This is a genomic window from Marisediminitalea aggregata, from assembly GCF_900129565.1.
GTDB lineage: Bacteria > Pseudomonadota > Gammaproteobacteria > Enterobacterales > Alteromonadaceae > Alteromonas > Alteromonas aggregata.
In genome coordinates this window covers 456,829-471,879 of record NZ_FQWD01000003.1, presented here as the reverse complement: position 1 = coordinate 471,879, position 15,051 = coordinate 456,829, and the positions used below count along the sequence as shown (strand labels likewise).

Genomic DNA, 15,051 nt, shown 5'->3' with positions numbered 1-15,051 from the left:
AATTTGTGTTCCCCGTGCCCACGGGGATGAACCGTCGTAATCAACCAGGCCCTTTTTACCGCCGTGGTGTTCCCCGTGCCCACGGGGATGAACCGGTAGTAATCCGACCATACAGCATTGCGCCCATGTGTTCCCCGTGCCCACGGGGATGAACCGCCAATCAGGTGAGTATTTCGCGCACTCTTGAGGTGTTCCCCGTGCCCACGGGGATGAACCGCAAGCGCAAACCCAGTTAAGTGAGTTTGAAGCGTGTTCCCCGTGCCCACGGGGATGAACCGGTAATACTTGCATCTTATATTTTGGTTTATGCGTGTTCCCCGTGCCCACGGGGATGAACCGCTAGATGTGCATAGTGAAACTATCGCAGCAATGTGTTCCCCGTGCCCACGGGGATGAACCGCCATCGCTTATTTCTCCATCTTATATCAAAAAGTGTTCCCCGTGCCCACGGGGATGAACCGCGTCAATGCGGCCGAACTATCCACGACACGTTGTGTTCCCCGTGCCCACGGGGATGAACCGGCCAGAGATCGCGATGATAACCATATCGCCAAGTGTTCCCCGTGCCCACGGGGATGAACCGTCAACACTTCGACCTGATGATAGCTCACCCGCGTGTTCCCCGTGCCCACGGGGATGAACCGAAACCAATTGGGTTGGAGACATTGCCACATAGGTGTTCCCCGTGCCCACGGGGATGAACCGTAGGGGTAAGACACGTTAATTTGGGTATTTGGGTGTTCCCCGTGCCCACGGGGATGAACCGTGCTTTCACTGGTTGAGGGTGCAGCAGTAGTTGTGTTCCCCGTGCCCACGGGGATGAACCGAGAATAGTTGGTAATTATGGCAGCCGACCCAAGTGTTCCCCGTGCCCACGGGGATGAACCGATGGTGGCAAACCATCCCAATGGCAGCGAGTACGTGTTCCCCGTGCCCACGGGGATGAACCGTAGAAGCGTAAGTATCTCGTGATTTTGTACAAGTGTTCCCCGTGCCCACGGGGATGAACCGGGATTCATCGAGTACTTAAAGTCATTACCAAAGTGTTCCCCGTGCCCACGGGGATGAACCGTCTTCACCATCAATATTGTGAACAAAATGCTCGTGTTCCCCGTGCCCACGGGGATGAACCGCAATTTCGCTTTAAGAGGACTATATGAAAATCGTGTTCCCCGTGCCCACGGGGATGAACCGGCCACAATGTTGGCGGCACTAACTGGGATCACGTGTTCCCCGTGCCCACGGGGATGAACCGCAATGTAAGCCAGACATGGTTTTACTCGATCTGTGTTCCCCGTGCCCACGGGGATGAACCGGACCGGAAGCCAATAAAAAAGCCCCGAGGCGTGTGTTCCCCGTGCCCACGGGGATGAACCGTAAATACAGCACAATTTACAGGATACACGTATGTGTTCCCCGTGCCCACGGGGATGAACCGCTGGCTTTTTCACCGGCCAGATACGAGTTGTCGTGTTCCCCGTGCCCACGGGGATGAACCGCATGGCGTTCTGGTCGGTGGCGTTTATATCAGGTGTTCCCCGTGCCCACGGGGATGAACCGAAACAAAATGATTTACTCACTCACACCATAGCGTGTTCCCCGTGCCCACGGGGATGAACCGTGGCAAATCCATCGCGGTTGGCGACTTTCTCAGTGTTCCCCGTGCCCACGGGGATGAACCGCTTGCAACAAGGCAAGGATTTGCGTGAATATTGTGTTCCCCGTGCCCACGGGGATGAACCGTTGCGAGGCGCAGAGCAGGTAATTAACCAGCAGTGTTCCCCGTGCCCACGGGGATGAACCGTTGCAGACACGGCAAAAGATAGCATGCAGTACGTGTTCCCCGTGCCCACGGGGATGAACCGGACCGGAAGCCAATAAAAAAGCCCCGAGGCGTGTGTTCCCCGTGCCCACGGGGATGAACCGTAAATACAGCACAATTTACAGGATACACGTATGTGTTCCCCGTGCCCACGGGGATGAACCGCTGGCTTTTTCACCGGCCAGATACGAGTTGTCGTGTTCCCCGTGCCCACGGGGATGAACCGCATGGCGTTCTGGTCGGTGGCGTTTATATCAGGTGTTCCCCGTGCCCACGGGGATGAACCGAAACAAAATGATTTACTCACTCACACCATAGCGTGTTCCCCGTGCCCACGGGGATGAACCGCAAAGACGGCACAGCCGCGAAGCTTTACGACAGTGTTCCCCGTGCCCACGGGGATGAACCGATAGCATGCAGTACATGCTATCCCTAGTTGCTGTGTTCCCCGTGCCCACGGGGATGAACCGCACCGCAATACGAAACATTGGAGTTACCATGAGTGTTCCCCGTGCCCACGGGGATGAACCGCGGTCACGGGCTACCCAACGCGCATCAGCCAGGTGTTCCCCGTGCCCACGGGGATGAACCGGCCATTGTCAAAGAGGCAAAGAAAAATGTTTGGTGTTCCCCGTGCCCACGGGGATGAACCGCAAAAAGGCGGTAAGCAAGGCAATGCCAGAAAGTGTTCCCCGTGCCCACGGGGATGAACCGGCGGTTTTACCTTCCCCCACAAACGCCACTTTGTGTTCCCTGTGCCCACGGGGATGAACCGCCGCCCAGCGACCACATGCCAATGTATTCCAGGTGTTCCCCGTGCCCATGGGGATGAACCGTCATTAGGAATAAACGCGGCAATAGAGTCGCAGTGTTCCCCGTGCCCACGGGGATGAACCGCACATTGACGATGTCACATGGAGAAAAATCGAGTGTTCCCCGTGCCTACGGGGATGAGCTATCGCTACCCAATTCTTCATTGAAATTGCTTGTCAACAGAGGTTTGCTTTTTGAGGTTAGATCTCGTTGAGTAGAGGAAATCGGTGGCAAATACATATAGCCATCAGTGTCATTGGGGACTTTGTTGTTCGCTGCACTAGGTTAAAATGAAGAGAAGAAGAATGTTACTGTAAGAAAAATTGCGCCAATGATGCACAATTCGATGCCCTTTTTATCATCAGGGTCATTGGCCATCAGAAATACGTGAATACAGTAGGCAATAAAATAGGCGGTAGCAACGTAGCGAATAAGATGCGGTATTTGGATAAAAAAATACCCGGCTGGCAGCAGGTAAAATACGTAGGACACGAGTGGTGATACGAGCGCCTTTCTAAGCAGTTTGATTAGCCACCCGGAACGACTCTCCGGGCTGTGCTTGTTGTCCTGACCATCATCAGTGCTCGTAGCATTGGAGGGTGGTGACGGTTCAAGCGTTTTCGCTGGCGCTTGGATACTGTTTTCAACCCGGGCCAACTCACTGAGGACGAACGCATAAAACGCCTGGAATACGTCGCTCGCGTAATCACTTGCATAGCAGACTTCAGAAAACTCATAGCGGGCTTGTTTTATAGCAGAAAGTAAATTCTTCAGGTAAACGGTGGAGTCACTTGAAATTTCTGCTTTGGGAATGTATTTGCTGAGCAGCAAATACAGTGCGTTATTAATTGCCATTCCCTCGTCAGCATTGCCTTCCCGCTCTAGCTGGGTTTGCTGGTGTCTGGCTCTGAGCGCCAGTTTCCATAAGTCCTGAGAAAAGACTGTTTCGGGTAACGGATACGCTTTAATCACGCTGTCCAGAGTGAGTTCACTGTTCATTATTCAGTATGCAACCGCGGTCTTTTTTAACGCAATCAATGCATTCACATATCCCTGTGCCGTCAAATCATAGCCCATAAATTTGTTTATCAGGCTTTTCAGTCGTGAGCATGCCTTTCGATTTTCCATACGGTTGGGCAACGCTAAATATTGATAAATAGCATCAGATACAAGATCGATTGCTGTTAATCCGGGAAGCGGTGTTTTCACTTCAGTGTGCGCGGTGATTAACCAATCAAGCAGAATCTCTATCTCTGTTGCAGTAGCACGGCTTGCTTCCGGGTGTGCTATCGATAACCCAGCTGGAAATTCGGTAATTGTGGTGTCTTGTGTAGGTTCAGTGGCAATGTTGAGTTTCAGAGTGAATGCATTGTTGGCAATGGTTAATAAGAACAGGCCGTTGGTCTTTAATTGGCTGCACGTGACTGTGCTACCGGACACCGGAAAAGACAGCGACGGGTCAATTACCGATAAATGAAAGCACCACACTTCAAAGCGGGTAGCCCGCAGGCTTTCGCTACCTGCTTCTGAATAAATCAGGTATCCCTTTGGGCCAATATGTATCGCTCGAATCTGATGGGTTGATTCCCACTCGAATGAGGCGGTCATAAGGTAGTTCCACTGTCGTAGTAATGACAAGGACACGTCAGATCCCACCGATGGCTTTGAGCCTGCGCTTTATCGTCTGCCATAAATTCGAACCTCGTGATAGTCCATAGAATCATAGGCCTCAAACTGCGTTTTGAATGGCCAGCCAGGAGCCGGGGAAGGGGCGATTGCCTCAGAATGAGAATACTGAAAACCGTAAAATTTGAGCTGATCATCCTTGTAAGTTACCAACAGCAGTACAGGATTATTACAAACAAAGGGCTCAGAGCCAGAATGTGCTCTTTCTTTCATGCTTTTCAGGTACGTTGAATGTGAGAAGTAGGTTGCATCAGGATCATAAAACCAGTCTCCAATGTATTGAGTATCGGAAGCTTCCTGAGTCAATAATGCGTTGATTTGTTCTGCCTGATAAGCGTCATCGGCCCTGAAAGTCTCCTTCGTGCGGATAGCATGCGGCCCAGCGGTGATCGCGTGCGTGATTTCTTTACTTCTGGTGTGAACACCTTGCCCTAAAAGCGCTCCGCCAGTACGAAGTGGCAAATGCAATTGTATTTCTTTGGATATCGTATCCAGGCATTTAGATGTTAACCACAGAACAGGAGCAGCATATTGCATAGTGATTGCCTTAATAAACCTGCAGTTGTGGGCATGCAGTTGTAATGAAGACTGCGTCCACACAACAGACTACGGCAGTTTAATTCGCAAATCCACATACAACACCTTTTAAGAATCCCTTGACGCAGTGCGCTGTTAGCTAACAAGGCGTATTTAGCAATAATGAAAGATATTTACTCGGTAAAATAAAACCGCAGGCTTTTGTCTTCTACCACAACGCGTTTCCCCCAGCGGGCAAACAAGAATTCCCGCCATACCTCATCACTGAGGGTGTAGCCAATGGCGCGCGACTCCAGTTCGTTGAGTAATTGCTGTTCAATCTTAGGTTTGTGGTAGTCCAGGATACGTTGTGTATTGCCCTGTAAATATAAGCGCAAATAAGCCAGTGCTTGTTCGGTAGAGCCTGCGGTGACAATACTAAGCGCCGAGCGCAGAGGTTGTCCTAGCAAAGATGACAGGCCCGAGAGCGGTCCGGGCAACAGTTTATCTATGATGAACTGTGTGTCTTTTAGCAAACTGTAGCGGTCATTAAGTAGGTGCACTACGTCGACTCGCGCATCGGTAAATCGCAAGGTGCGACTGGCCGGGAAATAGTTAGGCAAGGCACTTACAGACACTGCAACATGTGCACGGTAAATGGTGGTACCCAGTGCGCGAATTTCAACCGAACAAAACAACTGCAACGTTAATCGGTTGGTGCTGAGCGGCATGGTTAACTGACCTTCCAGGCACTCAAAACTGCCTTCGCCGATGGGCACTTCCAGGGGGACTTTTATGGGAAAGTAGGGACGAACGATATCGTTTAATTCAGCTTCAGTGAAGGCATCAAAGGTAAGGCGACCGGTTTTAAGTAAACAATACCCTACCAGTACGTGAAGCCTGTCCTGCCAGTTTAACTGCGATAATGCCAACTACCTGTCCTCTGCATAGGGTGAAAGCTGCCTCGGGGTTCTGCAATACGTTGAAGCGAGCGCTATGTTAACAGACCGAACGCCTCGCACCATCTCAGAATAGTGATTTATTTATAAGTAGCATACACCTTCCTGATAAAACCGGTTATTCTTGTAGGAGTATTAGGACTTCTGACAGGGCGTTAATGGCTTCGCGGCAATCGTTAACAGTGAATCAAAACCTGACAATTCGCTTGCTACGGGTACTGCGGTATAACAAAGCGCGGATCGAGCGGGCTATGGCGTTATTGCCTGCTGAGCACAAACCCCTGTTTCAGGTGTTGCCGTTTCTGTTGCATATCAATCATCCTGAATTTCCCGGCTATGTTAGCAATAGCAATGTGCCAATTGGTCTGAATAATTTTTCTTTCCGCGATGAAATCAAAAACGCCCTGATGGATTTCTTTCCCATGCAGCACGTATTGATTGAAGACATCAAGCAGATCTGGCCGCGTCAGCGTGCAATCGATGCGTTATTGCTAATGGGGAGTATTGGCACTATAGCGCAATCAGATGAGTCAGATTTCGATTACTGGGTATGCGTCGACGGCAAGGCCCATAGCCCTGAAGCGTTGTCGTTGCTGCAGGAAAAGCTCACCGCCATTGAACAGTGGGTGCAAGATCAGTACAACATAGAAGTACACTTCTTTTTGTCGGAAATAGACAAAGTTCGCAATAACGATTTTGGTATTGCTGAAGGTGAAAGCGCGGGCTCAGCACAGGCGGTGCTGTTAAAGTCCGAGTTTTATACCACCAATATATTGGTGGCGGGAAAAGCCCCATTCTGGTGGCTGGTGCCGGAATCGACAACTCAGCAGCAGTATTATGCTCTGCGTGAACATCTGGAAGAGGGCGGTTCACCGGATCCGGATTGGTTTATGGATCTGGGGCATATTGAGCGGCTCGATCCAAATGAACTGTTTGGTGCCGCAATCTGGCAATTGGGTAAGGCCATGGACTCATCGTTTAAGTCTGTGATTAAAATGGCCAAGCTGGAAGTGTTTCTGGAAAATGCCGAGAACGAACAGCCCTTGTGTAACCTGCTGAAAAAGCGGGTGCATAATGGCGATGAAGCACCGGGTAACGTGGCGACGATAGATCCATACGCGCTGATGTTTGATCAGGTGATTGCGCACTATGAGGCAAAAGGCGATGACGACGTTGTGTTGTTGCTTCGTCAGTGCCTTTACATTAAATGCGATTGCGAGCTCAGCAAAGCCGCGAAAGACAATGAGGCCTCGTTCAAGCGGCGTATTATGATTGGCTACGCCAAACGTTGGGGCTGGAGTCGCAATGACCTGATGCATTTAGACAACCTAGAGAACTGGTCGTTTCAGGAAAAAATCCAGCTGTTTCGCCGAATTCATCAGTTTTTGATTCTGTGTTACCGCCGCATGTCCGGAAAAATGCCCAAGGACAACCAATTGGTTAGCCAGGAAGACATGACCGTTTTGGGCAGACGACTCGATACTTTTTACTCCAAAAAGCCGAATAAAATTGAGTTTTTGCGTAGCGGTATGGATGAGCTGGTGTATTGCCCTACGGTTACCTTAAAGCTGACCCGACGCAAAAATGGCACGTCGCTTTGGACCATGTATTCTGGCGATCAACTGGGTAAACTGAATAAGAGTGTGGAGAAAACCCGCATTACTAATGCTGCTTGTCTTGTGAGACTCATGCTGTGGTGTATTTGTAACCGGGTTATCGATGCCAACTCGGAAATCCTGTTGGATTATGACACAGACCCGATTTCTGAAAGTGACCTGTACCAGTTCGTGAAACACGCGGTAAATCTGTTTCCGCCGGTGAAAGTAAACTCATTGCCACGGACCGCGCTGATTTCACCGCAGAAAATTGAAGCCTGTCTGGTGGTGCTTAACTTCACTACGTCGCGTTTAAAGGCCACCGTGGAAGATGTCGTAGTGATCTATTCCACGTCATGGGGCGAGACGTTTCTGGCAAATGGCGTAGAAGCCCTCAACGGTATTTGGTATGACTTGCAAGAAATGCCAGCCGGGTCTCCTTGCTGCGCTTATGTACCCCATTGCAGTCAGCGCCAGCGTGTATTCGATACATTTTGTGATACTGCAGACCATGAGTTCCTGCTCTTGAGCTAGTTTTAGTTCTTCCTGATCAAATCCATCCCGCATTGTCCGGAGCGCGAGTACTGATATACAACCCGTTGTCATCACGCCCATTTGGCCATTGAATCCTATTGTTTAAATGCACCGATTTATTGACTGAGATTAACTATTTTTTTACATAAATACTTTGCAGCTAAAACGCAATTGCGTTAGCCTTTATTTAACTGGTATGACCATTGTGTCTTTCCCGTCATTATTGAGTTAGCAAGGAACAGGTTATGCAAATCCCGGTAGAGCAATACGACTACATTGTTGTTGGTGGAGGTTCGGCAGGCGCGGTGTTAGCGGCTCGCTTAACAGAGAATCCACTGGTACGCGTATGCTTGTTAGAAGCGGGCGGTCCCGACTCAAACCCTTTTATTCATATCCCGTTTGGCTTGTCGCTGTTAAGTCAGTTCGACAATATTGGCTGGGGTTACAATACTGAGCCTCAGCCCCATTTGAATAACCGTGAGCTATTCTGGCCCCGGGGAAAAACACTGGGAGGCTCAAGCTCTGTTAATGCTATGTGCTACATACGTGGTCAGGTCGAAGATTACGACCGCTGGGCGGCAAACGGCGCGACAGGCTGGGACTTTAAAAGTGTGTTGCCGTACTTCAAAAAAGCTGAAGATTTCTGTAATGGCGCAGATGAATATCACGGTGTTGGCGGGCCACTGGGGGTCGATAACTTGCGCTATACCTCTGAATTGTCTAACGCCTTTGTCGAAGCAGCTGAACATGTTTCGTTGCCGCAGTGTCACGACTTCAACCGTCATGACCGCGTTGGTCTCGGCATGTATCACGTTACGCAACGCGGTGGTCAACGTTGCTCTACGGCTAAAGGGTATCTCACCGAAGCGAAAAAGCGGGGTAACCTAACGGTGCTTACCCACGCGTTAGCTGAGCGGATACTGATTAAACAGCAACGTGCCATTGGTGTGCAGGCCCGAGTGAAAGGGAAAGCGCGCCGCCTGATGGCAAATAAAGAAGTACTGCTAAGTGCAGGTGCGATAAATTCGCCTCATCTGTTAATGCTATCAGGTATCGGACCTGCTGAGGCATTACAGGATAAGGGCATACTGGTAAAGCAAGATCTGCCCGGCGTAGGCCAGAATCTCCAGGACCATCTCGATGCCATTGTGCAATACCGAACCTCTGTGCGAACCGGCTACGCGATTGCATTGGGTGCATTGCCTCAGTACATCCGTGCGACTTTCCGTTATGCCTTCAAGCGCGACGATATCTTTTCTTCTAATGTGGCTGAAGCCGGTGGCTTTGTTAAGTCTTGCATGGCGGGCGACTTCCCCGATATTCAATATCACTTTTTGCCAGCCATCCTTGAGGACCACGGTCGTCAGTTTTCCTTCGGGTACGGGTATGGGGTTCACGTGTGCAATCTTTACCCTAAAAGCCGCGGTGAAATTCGTCTGCAAAGCAATCATCCTGCAGATCATCCGGCCATTGAGCCAAATTACTTGTCTCATGAAGACGATATTAAAGTGATGGTAGACGGCGTTAAACAAGCTAAAGCCATTCTAGACAGCAAAGCGTTCAGCAGATTCAAAGGCAAACCGGCTGTCGGCGAAGTGGACTTTGGCAACGATGATGAGATCGCCGGATTCATTCGCGAGCAGGCCGAAAGTATTTATCACCCGGTTGGCACTTGTAAAATGGGGGCCGATGGCGACCCTATGGCGGTGGTAGATACACAGCTCAGAGTACGAAATATTGCTGGGCTCAGGGTCGTGGACGCGTCGGTAATGCCGGATTTGGTTGGGGGAAATACCAACGCACCAACCATTATGATCGCCGAGCGGGCGGCGGAATGGATTCGTCAGGCGCAAGAGTAATTGCCTGGAAGCGGGACCTAGCCCCGCTTCAATAACATGGCAACCGTGCAATCACACATATCGTCGATGTGCTCTGAATCGGCATAGACACCATCAATAATCAGCCGTGCAAGTCCGTGTAAGGTCGCCCAGATGACCTGCGTTTGTCGCAGTGCGGGCATTGACTGAGCAATAATGCCTTCCTGTTGCCACTGGGTGATTTTATTAAGCATAAACTGAAATGCGGGATAAGCGATTTCTTTCAGTTGATCGTCAGCCTGCCCCGTTTTCCAGATAGGGCGGCCAAACATCAAATCGTATAACTGAGGGTTGCTGGCCGACCAGTGGATGTAGCCATGCACAAACTGACCTAAGCGTTCCTCGGGTGTCATGTCAGGCGAGTTGGCCCTGGCTTTTGAAATCGCTATCCACTGCTCGAATCCCCGCGCGGCTACCGCGTTCAACAACGCATTTTTGTCGCGAAAATGGTGATACAACGCAGAACGAGACACGCCCACGTCGTCGGCAAGCTTTCGCAATGAAAGGGCATCAACGCCTTGTGATTCAATACGTTGCGCGGCTGCTTCAAGTAGTGCGGCGCGCAGGTCACCATGGTGATACGTCTGATTGCCACGCCCGGTGGTCTGCTGCATGAATTATCCCGTAATAAGCATTCTTGCTGCTAGCATAATGTTAATCTTGACAGTGTCAAATTATAAGCCTATCTTGACACTGTTTAGTTTTAAAAGAAAACAATAAAAGAGGGCACCCATGACTCAGGCAACTGCGGTAGAAAAACACCCGCTGTACCCACATCTGTTCGAGCCGTTAGATTTAGGCTTTACTCAACTTAAAAACCGGATCCTGATGGGCTCCATGCACACCGGCCTTGAAGAAATGCCGGGCGGTCATGCTCACATGGCGGCATTTTACGGCGCTCGCGCAGCCGGAGGAGTCGCACTTATCGTAACCGGCGGTATTGGGCCGAATGACGAAGGGGCAACCCACGCCGAGACCAAACGCCTCGACAGTGACGAAGCGGTAGCTAATCACAAGCAAGTAACCGATGCCGTGCACGCCAATGGCGGTAAGATTTGTATGCAGATCCTGCATACCGGCCGTTATGCCTACAACCCAAAACTGGTCGCACCGTCTGCACTGCAAGCGCCTATTAACCCGTTCAAACCGAAAGCGCTGACAAACGACGAAATTGAAAAGCAAATCGATGACTTTGTGTTTGCTGCTACGCAGGCTCAGCGCGCTGGTTACGACGGCGTTGAAATCATGGGGTCTGAAGGCTATTTCCTGAACCAGTTTATTGCTGCCCGCACCAACCATCGGGATGACGAGTGGGGCGGCGATTATGCAAACCGTATGCGTTTGCCGGTGGAAGTCGTGCGCCGCGTTCGCGAAGCCGTAGGCGAAAACTTTATTATTATCTATCGCTTATCTATGCTGGACCTTGTAGAAGGGGGGTCCAGCTACGATGAGATCCTGACATTAGGCAAAGCCATCGAAACGGCGGGTGCGACTATCATTAACACCGGCATTGGCTGGCATGAGGCACGTATTCCCACCATCGCCACCAAGGTGCCGCGCGCGGCGTTTACCTGGGTAACCGCCAAATTCCGCAAACATCTGTCTATTCCGGTGATTACCTCGAATCGAATTAACATGCCCGACGTGGCGGAGTCGGTTATTGCTCGCGGCGACGCCGATATGGTGTCGATGGCTCGTCCGTTCCTGGCGGACCCTGATTTTGTAATTAAAGCCGAGCAACAACGCGCAGATGAAATTAACACCTGTATTGGTTGTAATCAGGCGTGTCTGGATCACGTATTCAACGGTAAATTAACCAGCTGTCTGGTAAACCCCTATGCGTGCCATGAACTGATGATCACTTTGAAGCCTGCAGAAGCGGTAAAAACCATTGCCGTTGTTGGTGCTGGTCCTGCAGGATTAGCGGCAGCCACGACGGCCGCGCAGCGCGGACACAACGTGGTGTTGTTTGATGCCGCCGATAAAATCGGTGGGCAATTTAATATTGCGCGCCAAATCCCGGGTAAAGAAGAGTTTAACGAGACCTTGCGTTACTTTGGCAAACAACTCGAGTTGCTGGGTGTCGATGTACGATTGAATACGCCGGTTACCGCAGAAACACTGAACGATGGCGGGTTTGATGCTGTGCTGCTGGCCACCGGTATTGTGCCGCGGACCCCGGCTATCGAAGGGATTGAACACAGCAAAGTGCTGACATACCTGGACGTACTGCGCGATAAAAAGCCGGTAGGTGGCAAGGTCGCCATTATCGGTGCAGGTGGTATTGGCTTTGATACTGCAGAGTACCTAAGCCACGGTAAATCTGTACCTAGCCAGGATATTGAAGCCTTTATGCGCGAGTGGGGGATTGATATGACCCTGGAGGCGCGTGGTGGGGTTGAGGGCATGAAGCCACAACCAGAACCATCACCTCGGCAGATTGTATTGCTACAACGCAAGTCTTCAAAAGTTGGGGCTGGCTTGGGTAAAACTACGGGTTGGGCGCACCGTTTGGGATTGCAAATGAAAGGGGTGCAAATGATCCCGGGTGTGCAGTACGATAAAATTGATGATGCAGGCTTGTACATTACCGTCGACGGTGAGCAAAAGCTGCTCGATGTCGATAACGTGATCATTTGTGCCGGGCAAGAGCCGCAGCGCGCGCTAGTCGAAGGGCTGTCTGTTCCCCACCATCTGATTGGTGGTGCTGATGAAGCGCTGGAACTGGATGCCAAACGTGCGATTGCACAGGGCACAAAGGTCGCGTTAAAACTCTAGCTACGCCATAACGGGCAGTCAGGAAATACCGTTAATTCCTGGCTGCCAATACGAGTTCGGCTTTGTCCTGATCGAGCTGGAAACGAAATTGTTTAAGTACGTTCATCCCTAATAATCCGTCGTTGTTACCTGAAAAGGTGCGCGGTAAAACCAACACACCTACATCTTTCAATGTGTAGGGGCCGAGTGTTAGTGACTCTATTCTGACCAGCGGCGCACGAATAGGGCCTCCCGCTGTATTTACGTCAAACAAACCTAGCATTTGCAACCGGTTAAAGCGTTGAAGCCGGCGATAAACATCGCGATTTATGGCTGTACTGCTGGCGCCAGTATCCAATAGCAGTTTGGTGTCTGTACCCTGCATATTCACATCTACCAGGTAGTGTTCACCATATTTTTCCAGGCTTACCCGGGAAGTGAGTGTTTTGTCGGGCAGACTGTTGTCAAAAGTGTCTTCGTTATTGTTCTCGGTTTGCGCGGTTTGCATGCGACTGCGCAGCTTCTCAGCGCCAGGGTGGTCTGGCGGTAAACTGGCGAGCGTATCTTCCATCAGAATGTACTTTTGTTGCTGAGCGTAGGATTCGGCCAGCAGTAAAATCAGCGAACGGTCGGTCGGAAATAGTTGAAACAACGGCTCAATAAACTGGGCCAGCATATCCCACTCGTGCCCTTCGTAGAGTGCGCGAATAGCCTCGTCTCGCAGACTTTCAACGCGGGTTGCCAGTACTTCCTGTTGGTCGGCGGGTAACACGTTATCATCCAGCAGGCCGTAAAAGTGCGTCAGTGCCAGAGACAACGGTTGTGTTGCCAGCAACCAGTCCGCTTCCAGAAGTAATAAGTCCGGATTGTCGAAGTGCTCCCGACTCATGCGCTGTATAAATGCCTCGACGTTGCCGTACTCACCGGCTGCTAACCATGCTCTTGCCTGACTAATTGACTCACTGTTTAATTCAGTCATTACTGCAGTGGTTGCGGTATCGGATACTGACGAACTACCTTGCGAGTCGGGGGTGTTTGACGAGCCTGATTGCTGACTCAGTGTTGTTTGCGGCGCCCTTGCCCTGCGCTGCTCAGCATGGGACTCTGAAGTTTCAAGCGCAAGTTCTTGCTCAGCTAAAGCGGCGTCGGCCGATTCGATGTTATCCAGCAATAAATAGCCATTGAGTGCAACTGAACACAGCAACGCAAGCGTGACTAACTGAGCGTAACGAGACATAGTAAATTACTGTCCTTGTGTGGCTGGGATAACCGCTCCCTGGTAAACCTCTGCAAAGGGGCGCGGCATTCTTGCCGGCTGACCTGAGGATAACTTAACACAGATAAATCGGGTTTTGCCACGATACAGGGTTTCGCCTGTGTTCGCTCGTATGTACTGGAATTCCCGGGTAAGCTGTAAACGCCCATCACAGGCCACAATCCAGGTCGCACACAGTAGCTCATCTTCGCGAAAAGCCGGTTTAACATAGTCCAGCTCGTGGCGCACAATCACCATGGCCCGGTCCAGGGCTTTATAGTCCTCAAAACTCAGCCCCAGTGACTGCGAGTGCTGCCATGCGACGTTTTCCTGTTGGCTCAGGTAAGCCACGTTATTAACATGTTGATAATGGTCTATGTCTTGTTCCTGAATTTTCCAGGACACAACAAACGGGGCGGGGTACTGCCAGGGCGAAGAATCAGGCATCGGGTAAAGGGTTATCCGTGGTTAAGTTTACGCGCTCGTCGAGTAAAGCGTCGTTTAATTCAGATTCTGCCGCAATCACAGGTTCGATAAACGCACTTACATCTCCCAGCCCTTTAAACGCGCTAAAGCCGCGGTAGAGGAAGTCGTGTAAGGCCAGTAATCCTGCCATTTTGGCGGGGCGACGCGACAGTTTTATAATCAATCCAATGCCGGGGATTTTTACCACGTCAGCCAATTGTTCTCCTAACGAAGCCACAATAGCAATTTGCGTAGCCCGGTCTTCGGCTCTGCCAACCGTGCGATACGCCACTGCGTAGCTGTCGCGGTTAAGCGGTTCGTCATTTAACTGCTGGGCAATCGCCATATCCAGTTCAAACGACAGGGCGTTGAGCATTAGCGCTTTATTCAGCGCCACCATTGCCTTGTTCGGTAAGGCTTTGGCGAGCTTTGGGATCACGCGAATCAAGTCTGCGTCGCGCTGACTAAAATCTTTTGGACCGTAAAGCTCATCTACAAAAAAGGTAATCGCATCATGGTATTCAGCCTGGTCGGCCATATGGGCATGCGTGGTCAGCAGTCGCTTGCACTGCCAGCGTTGTACAGCCTGAATGTCCTCCAGAATGCCTATTTGCTGTGCCAGTTGCCGTCTGGCATTAACCTGGCGGAGATGGGCAATTAAGGACTCTACCACGTACTATCACCTTTCATTTACAGGGGAAGGCCATGATATCTGGCTTCATGCAGCAATACAATCTGGTGGCAGGGCGCTGTATTTGGTATCCTCCGCGGC

At 50.9% G+C, this 15,051-nt stretch carries 11 protein-coding genes and 1 CRISPR repeat array; of the genes, 3 read left to right on the top strand and 8 right to left on the bottom strand.

The genetic code is table 11. The annotated features are described in order from the left end of the window. Positions 1-5: 5 nt before the first annotated feature. Positions 6-2,780: a CRISPR direct-repeat array (repeat unit 29 nt; unit sequence GTGTTCCCCGTGCCCACGGGGATGAACCG). A gap of 140 nt (positions 2,781-2,920) precedes the next feature. The 4 genes from BUB81_RS10065 to BUB81_RS10050 all read right to left on the bottom strand — a co-directional run bounded on the left by BUB81_RS10065 (position 2,921) and on the right by BUB81_RS10050 (position 5,769). Next, entirely contained in the window at positions 2,921-3,634 is a 714-nt protein-coding gene (locus tag BUB81_RS10065; protein WP_073322250.1) for a hypothetical protein, read from the bottom strand. 3 nt (positions 3,635-3,637) lie between these two features. Continuing rightward, positions 3,638-4,243 carry a hypothetical protein gene (locus BUB81_RS10060; RefSeq protein ID WP_073322248.1) on the bottom strand — a complete coding sequence of 202 codons (606 nt, stop codon included), beginning with the start codon at positions 4,241-4,243 and terminating at the stop codon, positions 3,638-3,640. Between the two features lie 69 nt (positions 4,244-4,312). Continuing rightward, positions 4,313-4,858, bottom strand: coding sequence for a hypothetical protein (locus tag BUB81_RS10055; protein ID WP_073322247.1), 546 nt, complete (start codon positions 4,856-4,858; stop codon positions 4,313-4,315). A 173-nt stretch (positions 4,859-5,031) separates the two neighbouring features. Then, the gene (locus BUB81_RS10050; protein WP_073322245.1) at positions 5,032-5,769 is read right to left on the bottom strand and encodes a hypothetical protein; all 738 of its coding nucleotides are present in this window, start codon (positions 5,767-5,769) and stop codon (positions 5,032-5,034) included. Between the two features lie 185 nt (positions 5,770-5,954). Here BUB81_RS10050 and BUB81_RS10045 point away from each other — a divergent pair, with 185 nt between their 5' ends. Both BUB81_RS10045 and BUB81_RS10040 read left to right on the top strand, forming a co-directional pair. Then, positions 5,955-7,925: a class I adenylate cyclase gene (locus BUB81_RS10045; RefSeq protein ID WP_073322242.1), complete on the top strand. Its 1,971-nt coding sequence runs from the start codon at positions 5,955-5,957 to the stop codon at positions 7,923-7,925. A 245-nt stretch (positions 7,926-8,170) separates the two neighbouring features. Then, a complete protein-coding gene (locus BUB81_RS10040; protein ID WP_073322240.1) occupies positions 8,171-9,784 on the top strand; it encodes a GMC family oxidoreductase in 1,614 nt (537 codons plus the stop codon). A gap of 17 nt (positions 9,785-9,801) precedes the next feature. Here the strand turns inward: BUB81_RS10040 and BUB81_RS10035 are convergent, their stop codons facing one another. Beyond that, positions 9,802-10,416 carry a TetR/AcrR family transcriptional regulator gene (locus BUB81_RS10035; RefSeq protein ID WP_073322238.1) on the bottom strand — a complete coding sequence of 205 codons (615 nt, stop codon included), beginning with the start codon at positions 10,414-10,416 and terminating at the stop codon, positions 9,802-9,804. Between the two features lie 118 nt (positions 10,417-10,534). Between BUB81_RS10035 and BUB81_RS10030 the strand changes: the two genes are divergently transcribed. Then, entirely contained in the window at positions 10,535-12,580 is a 2,046-nt protein-coding gene (locus BUB81_RS10030; RefSeq protein WP_073322236.1) for an NADPH-dependent 2,4-dienoyl-CoA reductase, read from the top strand. A gap of 31 nt (positions 12,581-12,611) precedes the next feature. Here BUB81_RS10030 and BUB81_RS10025 read toward each other — a convergent pair whose 3' ends face one another. The 3 genes from BUB81_RS10025 to BUB81_RS10015 are packed head-to-tail and all read right to left on the bottom strand — an operon-like array spanning position 12,612 to position 14,952. Further along, entirely contained in the window at positions 12,612-13,796 is a 1,185-nt protein-coding gene (locus BUB81_RS10025; protein ID WP_073322234.1) for a retropepsin-like aspartic protease family protein, read from the bottom strand. 6 nt (positions 13,797-13,802) lie between these two features. Next, positions 13,803-14,261 carry an acyl-CoA thioesterase gene (locus tag BUB81_RS10020; protein WP_073322232.1) on the bottom strand — a complete coding sequence of 153 codons (459 nt, stop codon included), beginning with the start codon at positions 14,259-14,261 and terminating at the stop codon, positions 13,803-13,805. Beyond that, on the bottom strand, positions 14,254-14,952 hold the full coding sequence (locus tag BUB81_RS10015) for a DUF8198 family protein (protein ID WP_073322229.1): 699 nt from the start codon (positions 14,950-14,952) through the stop codon (positions 14,254-14,256). Before BUB81_RS10015 ends, BUB81_RS10020 begins: the two co-directional genes overlap by 8 nt. Positions 14,953-15,051 lie beyond the last annotated feature (99 nt).